Origin of the sequence: Collinsella tanakaei, assembly GCF_016900375.1 — a bacterium.
GTDB lineage: Bacteria > Actinomycetota > Coriobacteriia > Coriobacteriales > Coriobacteriaceae > Collinsella.
In genome coordinates this window covers 176,658-196,062 of sequence record NZ_JACJKB010000002.1, presented here as the reverse complement: position 1 = coordinate 196,062, position 19,405 = coordinate 176,658, and the positions used below count along the sequence as shown (strand labels likewise).

Sequence of the window (19,405 nt, the reverse complement as noted above, 5' to 3'; positions counted from 1 at the left end):
TTGGATTAGGCGTACATCCAGTTGTCGAGCCAGATTTCCATGGAGCGGCCCATCTCGTCCATGAAGTCGGAGGTGTGCTTGCGCATGTAGATGTCGAGCACGCGCTCGCCGGGCCGCGTGGCATGCGGGCGGAACATGGCGTCCATCTCGGCCACCTGCGCGTCGAGGGTCGCCTCGTCGGCGCGGCGGTAGCGCTCGGGCATGACGAGGTTCACCGTGGGATGCGGTGTGGCGGGGCGATCCTTGGCGGGAGCACCCAAGATGAGCATAGAGAGCGGAACGGTGTACGCGGGCAGGCCCAGCAGGTCGCCCATCTCCTCGGCGTTCTCGACCACGTCGCCGATATAGCAGCTGCCCAGGCCAACGGCCTCAGCCGCGATCACAGCGTTTTGCGCGGCGATTACCGCGTCCTGCGCTGCGATGGCGAACTCCCCCAAGCCCGGCGTGAGCTTGGGATCGATGCCCGTGCGCGCTATGAAATCGTGATCGTAGCAGCCGATATGCTCGAACAGATCGATCCACTTGCAGTAATCGACCACGAAGACGAGCGTCCACGGCGCCTTGGCGATCATGGGCTGGTTGTCGCAGAGCACGGCAAGGCGGTCGAGCGTCTCCTGACGGCGGATGTCGATGATCGAGTACATCATCATGGCGCCCGCCGAAGGGGCGCGCGAGGCGGCATGCAGCACGGCTTCGCGCTGCTCGTCGGTGATCTCCACATCCTGCGCGAACTGCCTGGTCGAGCTGCGCTGCTCGATTATGTCGAGCGTCTCGCGCCCAAACATCGGGGACTCGGCTGTCATAGGGGCTCCCATCTCTTGGAGATCGTGTCGTACACGCACCAGTATAGGGCGGGCACGGCCCACCGCCTCGGAGAGGGCATGCGCAGCTCGGCCTACGCGCCGAGCTCGACCTCACGGCCGGCGACGAACTTGCGAGCGATCCTCCCGCCTTCTTCGGCCAGGTACACATAGCGCTCCACGCGCTCCCAATCCGACAGCTCGCGCGGGGTGCGGATGCCGGAGTCGTCCAGCACGAGCGCGTCGAGCTCGTAGCCCTCGGCAAACGACCCCACCTTGCCGAAGAACGAGCCGCCGCCGACCGTGGCGAGCCACAGTGCCTCTTGCGTGGTAAGGGGTGCGAGCTCCTGGTCGACAAGGCGCCACCGGAGCTTGGAGACCGCAACGGCGTCGGCCATGCAGCGGAACATCGAGAGGTCCGCGCCGCCCGCGACGTCGGTTCCCAAACCGACGTTCATGCCAAGGTCCAGATACCGGCGAATCGGCGCGATACCGCTCGCAAGCTGGGCGTTGCTCTGCGGACAATGCGCCACATAGGTGCCCGTGCGGCGCAGCAGCTCCGTTTCCTCGTTGTCGGAATACACGCAGTGGGCCATGACGGTCGCAGGCCCCAGCATGCCGAAGTGGTCGTAGGCGTCGCCATAGCAGCTCGACCACGGGCATAGCTCGTGCACCCACTCGACCTCGGAGAGATTCTCGGACAGATGGCTTTGCACCGGCAGGTCGAACTCGGCGCGGATGCGCGAGAGCTCGGCCATCAGATCGTCGGTGACGCTCGGGGTGAAGCGCGGGGTGATGATGGGCCGGGTGCGCTCGTAGCGGCCCGCCACGTCGGCGATCCAGGTGCGCGTGGCCTCGGCCGACTGCTCGCTTGTCTCCACCAGGCTATCCGGGCTGTTGCGGTCCATATTGACCTTGCCCACGTACGTGATGAGGCCGGTGGCCTCGAGCTTGTCCATCAGCAACTCGGTTGCCGGGACGTGCAGCGTACCGAAGACCACAGCCCGCGTGGTGGCGGAGCGGCGCAGGTCGTCCGCAAAGATGCTGTATGCGCGCTCGGCGTAGGCGAGGTCCGCGTAGCGCGCCTCCTCGGGGAAGGTGCGGGTGTTCAGCCAATCGATCAGCTCGAGGTCCATGCCGAGGCCGCGGAACGCGTACTGCGGGGCGTGGACGTGGATATCGCTCATGCCGGGCACGATCAGCTGGTCGCCGCAATCGATCACGGGAAGCGATGCGAAGCGCTCGGGCAGCTCGGCGAACACACCGGCGCTTTTGCCCTCGACGCAGACCAGGTAGCCGCCTGCCGTGCAGGATGCCTCCTGCGGGCTCACGCTGTAGCACACGTTTCCTTTAAGGACGAATGATGTTGCATCCATGACTTGCCCTTCCCTTCTAGATGAGAGCATATGTGACGGCAGGCACGATTGCCAGCGCATGCAGCGCGCGAAATCGGGAAACTGCGCCCGCGGCTCGCAGTTTCGCTGTTCTAACTGTGCGCACCTCGTCAACTCGATAGAATCTCGACAATCGTTCGGTACCATGTGGGCTTGCATTATCAGGGATTTGTCATCCCCGCATCAGGATTCATCCGGCCGCCACACGGCCAAAAGGAGCAATCTTTCCATGACCGTCACTATCATCACGTGCATCGGCCTTCTCTGCTCGATCGCCCTCGCTGTCGCCAGCATCCTCCGCGGACGCGCCACCCAGGCCCCCGTGAGCGCCGGCGCGATTGTCTGGGGCGCCATCTTCATGCTTATGCAGGCGTTTGTCGCCGTGTGGTCGGGCATCGGCCTCGTTCAGGACGACGCGCTCTCGGCGGTGATCGCCAACGTGGTGCTGACCGCCTGCGCCGGCCTCAGCTTCAACCGCTATGCGCTCAAGCAGCGCCTTGAGACCCGCCAGGAGGACGGCACCGGATTCGGCGTGAGCCACCCGTTTGCCGTCACGGTCGTGCTGTTGCTGATCGCGACGGCGCTCACGGTGCTCGCGCTCGAGATTCCCTCCAACCATAACCTCACCTGGATGTACCCGCTGTGCCTGCTGCTCGAGTACTTCCTCGTCGGCGGCGTGCTCGCAGGCGTGTTCTTCCTGTTCCAGCGCCGTGGCGCCGCTGCGGCCGTCGTGACGTTCGCGCTGTTCTTCATCGGCCTTGCGGAGTACTTCGTCATCCTGTTCAAGTCGATGCCCATCTCGCCGGGCGACCTGTCCGCCCTGTCCACGGCGGCCGCCGTCGCGGGGTCGGGCTACACCTACATGCTTTCGGCGTACTGCCTCTACGGCATCGCCTTCGCCGCGCTGGCCATGCTGCTGCTCCAGGCGGCCGGCCGCCTGCGCCCTGCGCGCGCGCAGCGCACGCGCCGCGGCCTTGTGATCAACCTGCTCGTGGGCCTCGCGCTCATCGGCGGCGTGGCGGGCCATGCGACCCTCATCGACTACTACCACACGCTGGGCATCCAGATCTACACCTGGCGCCCGCTGGAGAGCTACTACCGTCAGGGCTTCCTGCCCACGTTCATCTCCGGTGCGCAGACCATCAATCCGCCCAAGCCCGATGGCTACGATGTCGACGAGGCTGAAGACCTGCTCGAGGAGTACGCTGCCGCCTACGACAGCGCCGAGGCGGGCAACGAGGACCGCGCCGCCGCCGAGGCCCAGTTCGGCGAGGAGAAGCCCACCGTCATCGCCATCATGAATGAGACGTTCTCAGACCTCTCCATCTACCAGATGCTCCACGCCGACTATACCGGCCCCGAGTACTTCAAGAGCATGTCGGACTGCCTTGCGCGCGGATCGCTGTTCGTGTCGGCCTACGGCGGCGGCACGGCCAATACCGAGTTCGAGTTCTTGACCGGCAACTCCATGGCCAACCTCGGTTCGGGCGTGTATCCCTACACCATCTACAACCTGGCTGACGTGGGCAACCTCGCCCAGCAGTTCAAGGATCTGGGCTACGACACGCTCGCCATGCACCCCAACCACGCGACGAACTGGAACCGCGAGAACGTGTACGAGGACTTCGGTTTCGATAAGTTCCTGGCCATCGAGGACTTCGCGGGAGCCGAGTGGCTCCGCAACATCGTGACCGACCGCGCGACCTACGACGAGATCCTCGAGCAGCTCGAGACGAACAGCAGCCCGCAGTTCATCTTCGATGTGACGATGCAGAATCACTCCGGCTACACCACGAACCTGATTCCGCAGGACAAGCAGCTCAACCTGTCCATCGACGGCATGAGCGACGCCGAGGTCAACGAGTACGTCTCGCTGATCCAGGAGTCCGACCGCGCGCTTGCCGAGTTCATCGGCAAGCTGCGCCAGCTCGACCGCAAGGTCGTGGTCGTGTTCTTTGGCGACCATCAGCCGTACTTCCCGTCGCGCTTCAACGACCTGTGGTTCACCGACGAGGACGAGGCGGTCCATCAGGAGCGCCTGTGGCAGACCGACTACATCATCTGGGCGAACTACGACGTCGCGGGCAACAGCCAGACGAGTGAGGTGGACAACCTGTCCGTCAACTTCCTGGGCTCCCAGCTCATGGAGGTCATCGGCGCGCCGCTTTCCACCTACCAGAAGGCACTGCTGAGCCTGCGCGAGGCGCTGCCCGCCATCAACACAACGGGCTTCCAGGATTCGACGATGCGCTGGTACCTGTCGAACCAGAGCGAGGCTGACGGCAACACGTCGCTGCAGGCGGCCATCGACGCGCGCAACGACTACGCGACCATGCAGTACTACGAGCTCTTCTACGACGGCAAGAGCATCTACACCAAGCGCAAGCAGTCCGCCGCAAACGAGACGGACCCGAACCTGGACCCGGGCACAACGAAGATCATGTAGGCCTTCCTGTTCCCACCGGAAGCCCCATGTAGCCCCTTTCGCTGGTCCTAGGTTTTTAGGTCAAAGACCTAAAAACCTGCGGATTCGCTCAAGGGGCTACACGGGGCTTCCTGCGTTAACGTTGTTGATCTTCGTTGTGGCCGATGGTGCCGAGGGTTCGGAGGGGTCCGGTAGCTTGGATGTTGTTGTGGCCTCATTGGGGACGTAGCCGGGAGAGGCCATTTCTGGCCTCTCCCGGCTACGTCCCCAATGAGGCCACGGGCGGTTACTGGAGGTTGAGGGATTGTTTGGCGGCGGTGGTGATCGCTTCTAGGTCGACGGCGTTGGGGTGGGTCGAGGCGGCGTCGAAGTTGGCGATCATGGATTGGATGCGGGGGTCGTCGGGCTTTTCGGCGAGCATGGCTTCGTAGCGCTGGCGCACGGCGGGACCCATCTTGCCCTGGCACATGGCGCCGCCCAGGTAGTCGGCGGCCTCGGGGAGCTTGGCTCGGACCGATTCGAGAATGCGGGCGAAGTAGGCCGGCTCGCCGCCGAAACCGGCGGTGCCGAAGAGGAAGACGCGGGTGCCCGCCAGGCCCGCCAAAAAGTCTGCCATCTCGGGCGTGCAGGAACCCTTGTCGCACCAGAAGCCTGCGAGCACCGCCTCGGCGTCCCGCGCCGCCTGCGCGGCTGCTTGCACGGTATCGGGGGTCACCTCGGTGAGCGTCGCCTCGACACCGGCGCCGGTGAGCGCCTGCTGAAGCACCTTGGCCACCATCTTGGTGTTGCCGCCCTTGCTGTTGTATACGATTGCGTACGCCATAGCCTCCACCTTTCGCGTGGGATGTCTCAACACCCACCTCTATACCCAAATGTCCACTTTCAGGACGGAGATGTTTCAGGACATTCGCGGAGTCCCAACAAGTGGCACCTCCCGGCTACGTCCCCAATGAGGCCAACAATGGCCTCATTGGGGACGTAGCCGGGAGGTGCCAGTAAAAAAGCGGGGGGCGGCTGTCAGGTACCGCTCCCCCGCGTTATCGTGACGGCCACCCCTGCTTGGCCGATTGGATAGTGTTAGCTCTGAAGACTACTTTGCCGCGTTCAGGGTCTCGGCAATCCAGGCGACGTCGTCGGTGGTCTTCATCTTCTCGAGCACGCTCTCGTCCTCGAGCACCTTGCAGATGCTCGCCAGGACCTCGAGGTGCTCGTTGCCCTTGCCAGCGATGCCGAAGAGCAGGTAGGCCTTCTCGCCGTCGAAGTCGACGCCCTCGGGGTACTGCTGCAGCACCACACCGGTCTTGGCCACGTGATCCTTCGCGTCGCCGGTGCCGTGGGGAATCGCAACGCCCATGCCCATGTAGACGCTCGTGAGCTTGTCGCGCTCGACCATCGCGTCGATGTAGCTCGCGTCCACGCAACCCTTCTCGACAAGCATCTTGCCGGAGGCGCGAATGGCGTCCTCGCGCGGCAGAGTCGCGCAACCCACCTGAATGTCGGCCGCGGTCACGCTGAGCGCGGACTTCGCCGGCTCCTCGGCCTTCGGCTCCTCCTTGAGAGCGGGAGCCACAACTTCGTCGGTCGCGATCTCATGCGCCTTGGAAAGCTTGGTCAGGGCGTCGTACAGCGCGTCGAGCGCGGGGTCGTCCAGGAAGTTATCGATGGTCACGATCTGCGCGGTTGGGGCGCTCTTGCGGGCACGCTCTGACAGGACGCGCTGGCAGACGACGATCGCGGCGTCGGCGGGCACGGTGTCCACGCTGGAGTGCTCGACGGTCAGGTCGGGGCGCTCGGCCTTGATACGATTGCGGAAGCGCGTGGCGCCCATGGCGGAGGAACCCATACCGGCATCGCAGGCGAACACGATCTTGCCGCCCTCGGTGTTGGAGATGACCGCGGCCTCGGAGGTGCCCTTCATCTCGCGCATCTGCTCGCTCGCCTGGTCGATATCGGCGGTGGCCATGGAGCGCACGAGGGGCACGGCGATGACGAACGACACAGCGGCGGCAAGCACGACGCCGATGATGTTCGTGACCATGAACTCAGGCGGCGTCATGGACAGGAAGGCGATGATGGAACCGGGCGAGGCGGCGGAGGTCAGGCCGGTGCCGGTGAAGCTGAACCACGCGATGGCGCACATGTTGCCCACGATGGGAGCGATGATGACCTTGGGGTTCATGAGGACATAGGGGAAATAGATCTCGTGGATGCCGCCGAAGAAGTGGATGATCACGGCACCGGGAGCGGACTGACGGGTCTTCTTGTCGCGGCAGAAGAAGCAGTAGGCCAGCAGCACGCCCACGCCGGGGCCAGGATTGGCCTCGAGCATGTACATGATGGAGCGGCCGGTCTCCTCGGCCTGCGCGATACCGATGGGCGTGAAGATGCCGTGGTTGATCGCGTTGTTGAGGAAGAGCACCTTGGCGGGCTCGATGAAGATGGCGAGCAGCGGCATCAGGCTGTACTGGATGAGGATCTGCACGCCGCCCATGAGGATGGCCAGAATCGTGGTCATGATCGGGCCGATGGCGATGTAGCCGAGCATCGCGAGCAGCATGCCGATGATGCCCACGGAGAAGTTGTCGATGAGCATCTCGAAGCCCGCGGGCGTGCGGCCCTCCATGAACTTATCGAACATCTTGATGACCCAGCCAGCGAACGGGCCCATGACCATAGCGCCCATGAGCATCGTCGTGTCGGGGGCACCGGCGATGCAGCCGATGACCGCGATGGCGCCGACGATGCGGCCGCGGTCCCCTCCGGTGAGGTAGCCGCCCTGGGCGGCGATGAGCACGGGAATCAGATAGCTCAGCATCGGTCCCGTGATGCTCGCGAACTGTTCGTTGGGCAGCCAGCCCGTCTCGATGAACAGAGCCGTCAGGAAACCCCAAGCGATAAACGCGCCGATGTTCGGCATGACCATACCGCTCAAGAACTTTCCGAATGACGACACCTTGTCTTTGATCGCCATCGTGTCCTCCCTTTCGTTTGAGGCCATCAGTTCGACAGCTGTTATCCTAGATTGTTGTTTCAACAGTTACCGAATGAAGGACACTTTTCTACCGTTAACGGCATGTTTTCGTCGGCAGGCGGCATTTTTCACTGTTGTTTCCAAAGTTTTTGGCTGTTGTATTGACATCCATTTTTGGCGTTTTACTATGAACTCAGCTTTCGTTCCAACAGATTTGGAGGGCTTCCCGTGATTTACACTGTTACTTTGAATCCCGCGGTCGACAAGACGGTCTATGTGGACAACTTTGCCATCGACGCCGTCAACCGCGCGTCCGAGGTCCGCCAGGACGCCGGCGGCAAGGGCATCAACGTCTCGAAGACCATCCACGAGCTCGGCGGCGAAAGCACCGCGATCGCCTTTTTGGGCGGCGCCACGGGCATCTTCATCCAGGAGGCGCTGCAGGCGATGGGCATCGCCGTCAAGGCCTTCGACGTACCGGGGCAGACGCGCACCAACACCAAGATCGTCGACCTCGCAAACCGCACCTACACCGACGTCAACGAGCCGGGCACGGCCGTTACCCAGGAGCTGCTCGACGACGCGCTCGCCATCGTCACGCTGGGCGTCAACCCGGGCGACATCGTCGTGCTCTCGGGCAGCCTGCCCGCGGGCAGCCCCCAGAACACCTACGCCACCTGGGCGCGCTCCCTGCGCAAGGCCGGCGCCCGCGTGTTCCTCGATGCGGATGGCGACGCCCTGCGCGAGGGCCTCGCCGCCAAGCCGTACCTGGTGAAGCCCAACGACGTCGAGCTCGGCCGCCTGCTTGGCCGCGAGCTTTCGACCGTCGAGGACATCGTCGCCGCAGCGCGCGAGCTCGTGGCCAGCGGTATCCGTCAGGTAATGGTGTCCATGGGCGGCGAGGGAGCCGTTTTCGCCACCGAGAAGGGCACGTGGCGCCTGCGCCAGCCCACCGTCGACGTCGAGTCCACCGTGGGCGCCGGCGACTCCGTGGTCGCCACGCTGGCCTTTGCCACCGACCGCGCCCTGCCGCTCGACGAGGCCGCGCGCCTGTCCATGGCCGTAGGCGCCGCAACCGTCATGCGTCCGGGCACCGAGCCCGCGCACAAGGACGACATCGACCGCCTGCTGGAGCAGGTCACCGTCGAAGCGCTCTAGCGCCCGCAGCCCCGAAGAATCACCGCGCCTAGCCGCGGCAACCGGGAAATCTCCTACCACCTCCCCTCCCCCATACCGTAACCCAGCATCTCCTATCCGCGAGATGCGAAATAGAAAGGAAACGTCATGAAAGCCAAAGCCGTTCGTCTTCATGCCGCCAACGACCTGCGTCTCGACGAGTTCGAGCTCCCGCAGATCAAGGACGACGAGGTGCTGGTGCGCGTCGTGTCCGACAGCATCTGCATGTCCACGTACAAGTGCGCCACGCTGGGCGTCGAGCACAAGCGCGTGCACGAGGATGTGGCCGAGCACCCGGCCATCATGGGCCACGAGTTCGCCGGCGATATCGTTGAGGTCGGCGCCAAGTGGGCCGACCGCTTCAAGCCGGGCATGAAGTTCACCATCCAGCCCGCCCTCAACTACAAGGGCACCATGTGGAGCCCCGGCTACTCCTACGAGTTCTGCGGCGGCGACGCCACCTATTGCATCCTGCCCGCCGAGGTCATGGAGTGCGACTGCCTGCTCGAGTACACCGGCGAGGCCTACTACCAGGCGTCGCTCGCCGAGCCGATGAGCTGCTCGATCGGCGCCTTCCACGCCGCGTACCACACCCAGATGGGCGTCTACACGCACGAGATGGGCATCCGCGAGGGCGGCAAGCTCGCGATTGTTGCCGGCGCGGGCCCGATGGGCCTGGGCGCGCTCACCTACGCGCTGCACTGCGACCGCAGGCCGAGCCTCGTGGTCGTGGCCGACATCAACCAGGAGCGCCTCGACCGCGCCGCCGAGCTCTTCCCGCCGGCGGAGATCAAGGAGCAGACGGGCATCGAGCTCGTGTTCGCGAACAACGGCGAGATGGCCGATCCCGTGGCCGAGCTGCGCGCCATCGCCGGCGGCGAGGGCTTCGACGACGTGCTGTGCTACGCGCCCGTGGCGCCCGTGGTCACGCTCGCCGACGCCATCATGGGCCGCGACGGCTGCCTGAACTTCTTCGCCGGCCCGACCGACAAGGCCTTCAGCGCGCCGATCAACTTCTACGAGGTCCACTACGGCAGCCACCACGTGATGGGCACGACCGGCGGCAACACCGCCGACATGGTCGAGTCGCTCGAGCTCACCGCCGCCGACCGCGTCGACCCCTCCGTCATGGTCACCCACGTGGGCGGTCTTGACGCCGCAGCCGAGACCACGCTCACCCTGCCGAAGATCCCTGGCGGCAAGAAGCTCATCTACACGCATATCAGCATGCCGCTGACCGCCCTCGACGAGCTGCGCGACCGCGCCGCCGAGGACGAGCGCTACGCCGGGCTCGCCGACATCGTTGAGGCCAACCGTGGCCTGTGGTGCCCCGCTGCCGAGCGATACCTGCTCGAGCACTGGACTGAGACCGAGTAGCCTTTTCGCTCCTTCCGTCCGCCGGCCGGGTGCGTCGCCTCTCCCCATCTTGCGCGCACCCGGCTTCGGCGCCTTTGTTGACCTTGCTCGCGCCCGGCCACTTGTAACCTGGCCGGGCGCGCATTATGCATATGGGTCGCCTGGCGCGTCCTCGCTCGAATGTCTTTCGCCGCTTGCGCCGCGCTTCTGCGCGACAAAAGAGCCGTACGCTACGGACCGGCTCTCGTCATTTAAACTTTCGAATTAACGGGAAACGTAGCGACAGAGAACCATACGCATGTCGCAAATCAGCTGACGGAAGCGTCCGATGGCCAAGCAGAACGATGCATTATCCCCTCGAAGGACCCTGTCGGGCATAACGAGCGTCCTTGTAATTACGAACGGCGTAGCCATCCTCATGGATGCAAAAGCGGTCTCGTATGCGCTGGGTATCATGTTTGGGGTCGTCTGTCTGATCCATTGCGCAGTGATATACCGGTTTCCTCTAGAAGGAGAGAAGCCGCGTTCGCGCACTATCGGCATTGTTCTGTTCTTCATTCTCGGCGTCCTCTGCATAGCCGGTAGCATTAACAACGTTGTGAACCATCTGTAGAGCAAGGTTTTTGCGCGTTCGTAGCATCGCCTTGCCTGTATGGCCGCAGCCCCGATCGCACCCGAATTGTCGCTTCGAAAGCTGATAAGATAGAGCTTCCGAATGATTGCCTCGATTATCTAGGTGGTTGATATGGAAGAGCGCCGTAACGCTATCGTTGGGCTGGTCGATGCTATGGGTACGGTTTCGTTCCGACAGCTGAAAGAGCAGTTTCCCAACGTGTCGGAGATGACGCTGCGCACCGACCTGAAGGCGCTCGATGCCGAGGGGCGCATCGTGCGCATCCACGGCGGGGCGCGCTCGGTGGAGCAGATCATCGGCACCGACGGCCTGCTGAGCACGCGTACGGGCAAGAACATCGAGGCCAAGAGCCTGGTCGCCCGCAAGGCACTCGAGCTCATCAAGCCCAATACCAGCGTATTTCTTGATTCCGGCAGCACGACGACAGCACTTGCGGCGGAGTTCCCCGACGAGAACGCGCTGATCTTCACCTCGGGCCTCACCTGCGCCGCCGAGCTTGCGCGTCTCGAGCGCCCTCAGGTCTACGTTATCGGCGGCAAGCTCAACCGCTACAGCATGAGCATCACCGGCAGCCAGAGCGTCGATGCCATCAAAGAGCTCGCGTTCGACCAGTACTTCATGGGCGTGACGGGCTATTCGCCCAAGACGGGCTTCTCCTGCGGCTCGAGCAAGGAGGCGAGCCTCAAACGCGCGTGCATCGAGCAGGCCGACGAGGTGATCGCCCTTATGGATTCCAGCAAGGTGGGCAACCGCAGCACGTTCTCGGTCTGCGGACTCGACAAGGTGGACATCATCGTCAGCGACGGCAACTTGCCGGCCGACTTTCTGCAGGCCTGCGCCACCAACGGCGTCGAGGTGCTGTAGCGACAAGATGGTGCCAGGTACAAACTTGCCGCCGTGGGCGCGAAGCCTGCGGCGGCAAGTTTTTTGCGCATCGGCGCATCCTTGCGGCGCCTCATGTGCGCTATCGGAACATTGCGCAGGGTCTGGCTGTGCGCTTTAGGAACATATCGGCGATGAGGATGTTCCGATGGTGCACAGCCAGTCGCGGCCGGCGTTCCGATAACGCACAGTCAATGCAACGGCAAGGTTTTTATGACAGTAGGCCCCGGCCTAACTGTCAGGCCTCGGCGAACTGGGAGTTGTAGAGCTCGGCGTAGGCGCCGCCGCGGGCGAGGAGCTCGTCGTGGGTGCCGCGCTCCTCGATCACACCGTCGCGCATGTACAGAATGCAGTCGGAGTTGCGGATCGTGCTCAGACGGTGCGCCACCACGAAGCTCGTGCGGCCCGCCATGAGCTCGTCGAAGGCTGCCTGAATCTGCAGCTCGGTACGGGTATCGATGCTCGAGGTCGCCTCGTCGAGCAGCAGGATCGCCGGGTCAGTCAGCATGACGCGGGCGATGCACAGAAGCTGCTTCTGGCCGGCGGAGAACGAGCCGCCGTCCTCGCCGATCACCGTGTCGTAGCCCTGCGGCAGAGCGGCGATGAACTTGTCGGCACGCGCACGGCGCGCGGCGTCGATGACCTCCTCGCGCGTGGCATCCGGCTTGCCGTAGGCGATGTTATCGTGCACCGTGCCCTCGAACAGCCAGGTATCCTGCAGCACCATGCCGAAGCTCCGGCGCAGGCTCGCGCGCGTGATGTCCGTCGTGTCGTGACCGTCGATCATGATCGTGCCGGCGTCCACGTCGTAAAAGCGCAGCAGCAGGTTGATGAGCGTCGTCTTGCCGCAGCCTGTGGGGCCGACGAGCGCGAACCGCATGCCGGCGCGGGCGTCGATGCAGATGTCCTGCAGCAGCTTGCGGTCCTTCACATAGCTGAAGTCCACGTGCGAGAGCTCCACCTCGCCGCGCGCGTCGGAAAGCTCGAGGGCGTCGGCCGCGTCGGGCTCCTCCTCGGTGGCGTCGAGCAGCGCGAACAGGCGACGGGCCGAGGCGTAGGCCGTCTGGATCTGCGTGATGACGCTCGTGATCTCGTTGAACGGCTTGGTGTACTGGTTGGCGTAGGACAGGAAGGTCTGCACCTCGCCGACCGTGAGCGCGGCGGGCACGCCCGTGATCACGCAGATGCAGCCGATGATGGCCACCACGGCGTAGATGATGTTGTTGATGAAGCGCGTGCCCGGGTTGGAGAGAGAACTCAAGAACTGCGCGCGCTCGCCCGCGGTGTACAGCTGCCCGTTGATGGCGTCGAAACCCTCCTGGGCGTCGCTGCCGTGCGCAAAGGCCTCCACGAGCTTCTGGTTGCCGACATACTCCTCGATGTAGCCGCCGAGCTGGCCCTGGATGCGCTGCTGGTCGACGAAGCTGCGGTTGGAGAACTTGGCGATGAGCGAGGCCGCGAGCACCGACAGCGGGGTCACGAGCACGACGACGATCGCCATGGGAACCGAGATCGTAAGCATGAACACGAGCGTTCCCACGATGGTGACCACGCCGGTGAACAGCTGCGTGAAGCCCTGGAGCAGGCCGTCGCCCACCTGGTCGACATCGTTGACCACGCGCGAGATGAGGTCGCCATGCGGATGCGCGTCGATGAACGACAGTGGCATGCGGCCGAGCTTCTCGCTGGCCTCGATGCGCATGTCGCGCACCGTCTCGTAGCACAGGCGGTTCACGCAGTAGCCCTGCAGCCACTGGAAGGCAGCCGCTCCCGCGACCACGAACGCGAGCGTGCGCACGAGCGGGAAGAGCGCGGCGAAGTCGACCTGGCCGGTGCTGATGATGAGGTCGATGCCCTGGCCGATGAGAATCGGCGTGTAGAGTTGGAGCACCACCGAGATGGCGGCGGAGATGAACGAGATGGAGAACGACCCGGCGTGAGGCCGCACGTAGGTCAGCAGGCGGCGCGTGACCTCGGCGGTCGAGAGGCGGCGGCCCCCGATGTCGCCGCGCGGGGTGCCCTTGCCGTCGCCGTTCAGGTTGTCGTTACCGGACACGCTCGCCGTCACGGTCGAGACGGATCCTGCGGAAGCATAGGGGTTCATTCGGCGACCTCCTTTCCTGCGGCTGCGGAGGGTGCGGCGGCGCCAGCCCCCTCGAGCTCCTCGCGCTTGAGCTGCGACAGGCAGATCTCCTCGTAAAGCGGGCAGCTGGCCAGCAGCTCATCGTGGGTGCCGAGGCCCGCAACGCTGCCATGCGACATCACGCAGATGAGATCGGCGTCGCGCACCGACGACACACGCTGGCTCACGATCACCGTGGAGAGCGGCAACCCACCCGCGGCCACGCCGCCCGCCGCGCGCTCGCAAATCGCATGGCGCAGCGCGGCGTCGGTCTTGAAGTCGAGCGCCGAGGCGGAGTCGTCCAGAATCAGCAGCAAGGGATTGCCCACCAGCGCGCGGGCGATGGTCAGGCGCTGGCGCTGGCCACCGGAGAAGTTCTTACCGCCGGCCTCGACCGGAGCATCGAGCCCCTGGGGCAGCTTGCGCACGAAGTGGGCCGCCTGGGCAACCTCGAGCGCGCTCCACAGGTCGTCGTCGGAGGCACCGGTCTCGCGCCAGCAGAGGTTGGAGCGGATGGTTCCCGAAAGCAGGCTCGCGCGCTGCGGCACGATGCCCACCACGTGGCGGAGCTGCACAAGCGGCCAGGTGCGCACGTCGGCGCCCATGACCTCGACGGCGCCGGATCGCACGTCGTACAGGCGCGGGATGAGCGAGACGAGCGTCGACTTGCCGGAGCCCGTGCCGCCAATCACGCCGAGCGTCTGGCCGAGCTTAAGCGTCAGGCTCGCGCGGTCGATCGTGTTGACGTCGGCATCGCCAAAGGCGAAGCACGCGGCGTCCATGCGCAGTGCGGGCGCGGCCGTACCGGCGGCCGCAGCCTCGGCGCTCGGCAGCGCGACGGGCTCGTTGCCCTCATCGGTGATGCTCGGCTCGCAGTCGAGCACCTCGTTCACGCGCGAAGCCGAGGCGCTCGCCTTGGTGAACACGACCACGAGGTTCGCCACGTACACGATGGAGAGCAGGGTCTGCGTCATGTAGTTCACGAAGGCCATGACCTCACCTTGGGTGAGCGCACCGGTGTTCACCTGGATGCCGCCCATCCACAGGATGGCGCACACGCCGAGGTTCATGACGAGGAAGGTCACGGGGTTGAGCACGCTCGAGAGCTTGCCCACCGCGATGGCCACGGCGGCCTGCGCGTAGGCGGCGTCGCGGAAGCGCGTGCGCTCGTGGTCCTCGCGCACGAAGGCGCGCACCACGCGGACGCCCGACAGGCCCTCGCGCGTGATGAGGCCGATGTGGTCGAGGCGCGCCTGCATCTGCTTGAAATACGGCACGCAGCGGGCCATGACGATCCAGAACACCAGGCCGATGAGCGGGGTGGAAATCAGGAAGATCAAACCGAGCTTGAGGTCGATCAGCAGGGCCGCCACCATGGAGCCCACGGCGAGAAACGGCCAGCGGATGAGCTGGCGAACACCGAGCGCCACGGCGAGCTGCACCTGGTTGATGTCGTTGGTGATGCGGGTGATGAGCGAGGGCGTGCCGAAGCGGTCAAGCTCGGCGTACGAGAACTCGTTGATGCGGCGGTAGAGCGCCGAGCGGATGGACGTGCCCATGCCCTGCGATGCCAGAGCAGCCATCTTTTGGCACACGAGCGTGAAGCCCATGCCCACGACGGCCATACCGATGAGCAGTGCGCCGTAGCGCAACACGATGCCCGCGTCGCGCGCGCCGACGCCCTCGTCGATCATGCGCGCGATGACCAGTGGCGTCAGCAGGTCGAAGAACACCTCAAGCAGCTTGCATGCCGGCCCGATGACAAAGTACCGGCGAAAGCCGGCTGAAAAACGTTTGAGCAGTTCCAGCATAAGGTACCCTCGTTACGGCCACGGCACATCGCGCGGCATGCAGCCGGGGCTGCGGGCGCGGTGCCGGGCGGGACACAACCGCCCGCTATCATACGACACCCGCCCGCACACATACGTAACGCTGGGGTAAAGGCAACTATGAGTTCAGGTAAATCGCAGATATGGGGGTGCGCCGGGCCGTTCGCAGCCGCCTGACACGCCGTCGCGGCATAAAAGTAGCGCCCGTGCGCTCGATGGGAACGGGTGCCCGGCAGAGGATCCTTATGGCTGCTTCCTCCCGGACCTGACCAGATTCGGAACATATCGTCACCCGAACCCATCGAGCGCGCTAGGCGCTGTCGCTCCATACTAGCAGACCCCGTGCATTTTTGGGACCTGTCCCCAAAATCGCAAAAGCATGACAGTTAGGACGGGGCCCACTGTCATAAAACTGGCCGATTGCAATGACTGTGCGCTATCGGAACGCCCCGAGGCCCCATGTGTTCCGTAAGCGCACAGCCAACCCTCGTACCATGTTCCGTAAGCGCGCATCGGCGACGGGGTGCCGGGCGACAAGTTTGTACCTGGCACCAACTTGTCGGCTAGGAGAGTGCGCGGGCGATGCGCTCGCAGGCGTCGAGCAGCATGCTGCGCGGGCTCGGCACCACCATGCGCTGGAAGAACTCGCCGCCCTGCGGGTCGAAGTTCGTGCCGTCCTGCAGCAAGACGCGGGCATCCTCGTAGATGCGGCGATGCAGCTCGGCGCCGTCGATGCCCAGCTTCCGGCAGCGCTCGGTGAAGTCGAACCACAGGATGTAGGTGCCCTCCGGCGCGCGAACGCCCACGTCGGGCAGATGCTCGGCAAAGTAGCCGATCACCGCGTCGATATTCCCCTGGATGTAGGCAAGACACTGCGCGAGCCAGTCCTCGCCGTCCTCGTATGCGGCGATAGCGGCGCTGATGGCAAACGGCGAGGGCTCGGCGTAGCCGCGAACCTCCTCGAAGCGGGCCTTATCGGCGGCGTTGCTGAACACCATGTTAGTCGCGGGAAGACCGGCCAGGTTGAACGTCTTGTTGGTGGCCGTGCAGGTGACGACGCGCGCCTTGGGCGCAGCCTGAGCCAGATGCACCATGCGGTAGCCGGGCGCCATGAGGTCGCCGTGGATCTCGTCGGCCACGATCAGCACGTCATGGGCGGTGCAGATATCCGCCACGCGAGCGAGCTCCTCGGCCGTCCAAGCGCGGCCGACCGGGTTGTGCGGGTTGCACAGGATGAGCATGCGCGCGTCATCGCGAGCGGCAAGCTCTTCGAGCTGGTCGAAGTCCATGGTGTAGTAAAGGTCGCCCTGCTCGTCGTCGGCTGTGTGACGCACGAGGTGGTTGTCGAGCACGACGCGGTCGTTGCCCTCGACCGCGCTGGTGAAGGGCGGGTAGACAGGGCGCTGGATGATGATGGCATCGCCCGGCTTGGTGAAGGCGTGGACGCAGATGTTGAGCGCCAGCACCGTGCCAGGCGAGTACGACACGAGGTCGGTGTCGATGTCCCAGCCGTCGCGGCGCGCAAACCAGGCGCGCAACGCATCGTAGTAGCGGGTGTTGCCCGCCAGGCCCGAGTAGCCGAAAATGCCATGGTCGACGGTCGCGTGCAGGGCGTCCAGAATGGGCTGGGCGCAGCGGAAATCCATATCGGCGGTGAAGAGGGCGATATGGTCGTCGGCGATGGCCGGCACGCCGCAATGCTCGGCGGTCTCCGCCGAATCGCTCCACTTCTCCGAGTAGCTCCAGCGATCGTGACGACGATCGATGACCTGGTCGAAGTTGTAGGTGATGTGCTCGGACATAGGCGCTCCCATCGCTTGGCGGTAAACGATAGGCATCGTATCACGCACGCGGAGGGCAAGGCGGATGGCACGGCGGCGGGATGGTTCGGCTTGGCGACCGCCGTGGCTGCGGTGGGCGCGGCGTCTACGGCGGCCCGGTTTGGCCATCCGATACCAGTTGGACGGAATCGGGCTCTCCGCAAGGTGCATTCTGGGCGTTTGGTACCGGGAGGCAGTTTCCCCCGAGCGCATTGCCCCCGGCAGCAATCGTCAGTGGGCGTTGCGCAGCAGATAGGCGCGCAGGGCCTCTTCGCCAGCGCAGATGAGGTTGCGCCGGGTCTCCTCGGGCGAAAGCGCCTGGGCGAGCGACATCGGCGCGCGCACGATGGGAAGCACGAGGTCGACGCCTTCGGCGTACACAGCTTCAAGCTGCTCGGCCCGGCCACCGCCCAGAGCGACCACCGGCTTGTGGAAGCGCTTGGCGCGGCGCGCGACGGCCACCGGCGCCTTGCCGTGAGCCGTCTGGGCGTCGATCATGCCCTCGCCCGTGATGACCAGATCCGCGTTGGCAACGGCTTCGTCGAATCCCACGAGATCGAGCACCGCGTTGCCGCCGGGGACCATCTGCGCCCCCAGGGCGAGGAGCGCCGCGCCGAGGCCGCCGGCAGCACCCGCGCCTGGCACGCCGAGCACCGAGCGGAAGCGGCGCGCAGGAGGCTCGGCGTCGAGACAAACGCCCCCGCGCGCAGCATCGAGCCGGCGACCATAGGCGACCATGCGGGCGTCGAGTTTCCGCAAGATGTCAGTGCGATCTGCGTCATTTGCCGCATCGCTACCCAGGCCCTTCTGCGGACCGAAGGTGCACACCGCGCCGCGAGCCCCCACGAGCGGATTATCGACATCGGAAAGCACCACAAGACGGCAGCCTGTAAGGACCTTCAGCGCAGGGGCGATGTCGATATGCGCAAGGTCAGCCAAGCCGGCAAGACCGGGCGCGATCTGCTCACCGCGCTCGTCGAGCAGCTGCGCTCCGAGCGCCTGCAGAAATCCCGCGCCACCGTCGCTCGTCGCGCTGCCACCGATGGCAAAGTAGACCGTGCGGGCACCCGCCTTTAGCGCCTCGAGCAGCAGCTCGCCCACGCCTCGGGTCGTTGCCCGCAGGGCGGCGCTTTGCGTGCGGGGCGAGTACTCGATACCCGCTGCCTCGGCCATCTCGATAACGGCTATGTCGCCCCGCTCGCCCGCGCCCTGCAGGTAGCGGGCACGCACCGGCGAGCCGAGCGGGCCGGTGACCGATGCCGTCTGCTCGATACCGCCGAGCGTCGCCCCGATGGCCTCGAGCGTACCCTCGCCGCCATCGGCGATGGGCAGGCAGCGCACGCGAACGCCCGGGCAAGCGCGCTCGACGCCTTCCTGCACCCAGGCTTCGACCCGAGCGCTTTGCGCCGAGCCCTTAAACGAGTCGAGAGCCAGCAGCACGCGTGGTTGCGGGATGCGTGGCTGCGAGCTGGGGCGGTCGTTCGCGCGAGGCACGTCATCGGGAGTCTCGCGCGGCAGCTCGCGCGTTCGGGCGGCCGCAAAGAACGTGCGCAGCACCTCCGCGCATTCCTGCTCGAGCACGCCGGAGCGCACCTCGAACGCATGGTTCAGCCGGGAATCGCGGCTGAGGTCGTAGAGCGACCCCACCGCACCCGCCTTGGGATCCGTCGCGCCGTAGACACAGCGGTCGATGCGCGCGTTGACCATGAGGCCCGCGCACATGGTGCAGGGCTCGAGCGTCACGTACACCGTGCAGCCCGTCAGGCGCCAGCGCCCGAGCGCGTGTGCAGCGGCAACCATCGCGGAGAACTCGGCATGGGCGGATGGGTCTTCGTCGAGCTCGCGGCGGTTATGGGCGCGCGCGATAACACGGCCCTCGAAAACAACGACCGCACCGATGGGAACCTCGCCGGCCTCCGCAGCGGCACGCGCCTCTGCCAGCGCCTCGCGCATGAACCTCTCGTCCGCATCCATCGCGACCACGCGCCTCCCCTTC

The 19,405-nt window shown here is 65.2% G+C and carries 13 protein-coding genes and 1 other RNA gene; 5 read left to right on the top strand and 9 right to left on the bottom strand.

The window, feature by feature from the left end; all coding sequences use genetic code 11:
• Window positions 1-5: 5 nt before the first annotated feature.
• Both H6A16_RS02165 and H6A16_RS02160 read right to left on the bottom strand, forming a co-directional pair.
• On the bottom strand, window positions 6-803 hold the full coding sequence (locus H6A16_RS02165) for a nitroreductase family protein (protein ID WP_204615723.1): 798 nt from the start codon (window positions 801-803) through the stop codon (window positions 6-8).
• A 92-nt stretch (window positions 804-895) separates the two neighbouring features.
• Window positions 896-2,176 (bottom strand): amidohydrolase family protein, encoded by a 1,281-nt coding sequence (locus H6A16_RS02160; protein ID WP_204615721.1) that lies wholly within the window; start codon window positions 2,174-2,176, stop codon window positions 896-898.
• Window positions 2,177-2,423: 247 nt separating this feature from the next.
• Between H6A16_RS02160 and H6A16_RS02155 the strand changes: the two genes are divergently transcribed.
• On the top strand, window positions 2,424-4,640 hold the full coding sequence (locus H6A16_RS02155) for an LTA synthase family protein (protein WP_204615719.1): 2,217 nt from the start codon (window positions 2,424-2,426) through the stop codon (window positions 4,638-4,640).
• A gap of 265 nt (window positions 4,641-4,905) precedes the next feature.
• Here H6A16_RS02155 and bilS read toward each other — a convergent pair whose 3' ends face one another.
• Window positions 4,906-5,442 (bottom strand): flavodoxin family protein BilS, encoded by a 537-nt coding sequence (bilS, locus tag H6A16_RS02150; protein ID WP_204615717.1) that lies wholly within the window; start codon window positions 5,440-5,442, stop codon window positions 4,906-4,908.
• 267 nt (window positions 5,443-5,709) lie between these two features.
• A complete protein-coding gene (locus H6A16_RS02145; protein ID WP_204615715.1) occupies window positions 5,710-7,590 on the bottom strand; it encodes a PTS mannitol transporter subunit IICBA in 1,881 nt (626 codons plus the stop codon).
• Between the two features lie 228 nt (window positions 7,591-7,818).
• Between H6A16_RS02145 and pfkB the strand changes: the two genes are divergently transcribed.
• From pfkB to H6A16_RS02125, 4 genes are all read left to right on the top strand, one after another.
• Window positions 7,819-8,748 (top strand): 1-phosphofructokinase, encoded by a 930-nt coding sequence (gene pfkB, locus H6A16_RS02140; protein WP_204615714.1) that lies wholly within the window; start codon window positions 7,819-7,821, stop codon window positions 8,746-8,748.
• Between the two features lie 126 nt (window positions 8,749-8,874).
• Window positions 8,875-10,143 carry a zinc-binding dehydrogenase gene (locus tag H6A16_RS02135; protein WP_204615713.1) on the top strand — a complete coding sequence of 423 codons (1,269 nt, stop codon included), beginning with the start codon at window positions 8,875-8,877 and terminating at the stop codon, window positions 10,141-10,143.
• Window positions 10,144-10,450: 307 nt separating this feature from the next.
• Window positions 10,451-10,735, top strand: coding sequence for a hypothetical protein (locus tag H6A16_RS02130; protein ID WP_204615712.1), 285 nt, complete (start codon window positions 10,451-10,453; stop codon window positions 10,733-10,735).
• 132 nt (window positions 10,736-10,867) lie between these two features.
• Window positions 10,868-11,620, top strand: a complete 753-nt coding sequence (locus tag H6A16_RS02125; RefSeq protein ID WP_204615711.1) for a DeoR/GlpR family DNA-binding transcription regulator — start codon at window positions 10,868-10,870, stop codon at window positions 11,618-11,620.
• 256 nt (window positions 11,621-11,876) lie between these two features.
• On the opposite strand, the gene H6A16_RS02120 is transcribed toward H6A16_RS02125, so the two are convergent.
• The 5 genes from H6A16_RS02120 to tadA form a co-directional block, all read right to left on the bottom strand.
• Window positions 11,877-13,742, bottom strand: a complete 1,866-nt coding sequence (locus tag H6A16_RS02120) for an ABC transporter ATP-binding protein (RefSeq protein WP_204615710.1) — start codon at window positions 13,740-13,742, stop codon at window positions 11,877-11,879.
• Entirely contained in the window at window positions 13,739-15,571 is a 1,833-nt protein-coding gene (locus tag H6A16_RS02115; RefSeq protein ID WP_204615708.1) for an ABC transporter ATP-binding protein, read from the bottom strand. Before H6A16_RS02115 ends, H6A16_RS02120 begins: the two co-directional genes overlap by 4 nt.
• Window positions 15,572-15,798: 227 nt before the next feature.
• Window positions 15,799-15,894, bottom strand: an RNA gene (gene ffs, locus H6A16_RS02110) — signal recognition particle sRNA small type.
• Window positions 15,895-16,152: 258 nt separating this feature from the next.
• On the bottom strand, window positions 16,153-17,391 hold the full coding sequence (locus H6A16_RS02105) for a MalY/PatB family protein (protein WP_204615705.1): 1,239 nt from the start codon (window positions 17,389-17,391) through the stop codon (window positions 16,153-16,155).
• 249 nt (window positions 17,392-17,640) lie between these two features.
• Complete coding sequence (gene tadA / locus H6A16_RS02100; RefSeq protein ID WP_204615818.1) at window positions 17,641-19,383, bottom strand: tRNA adenosine(34) deaminase TadA; 1,743 nt, start codon at window positions 19,381-19,383, stop codon at window positions 17,641-17,643.
• Window positions 19,384-19,405: the final 22 nt, after the last annotated feature.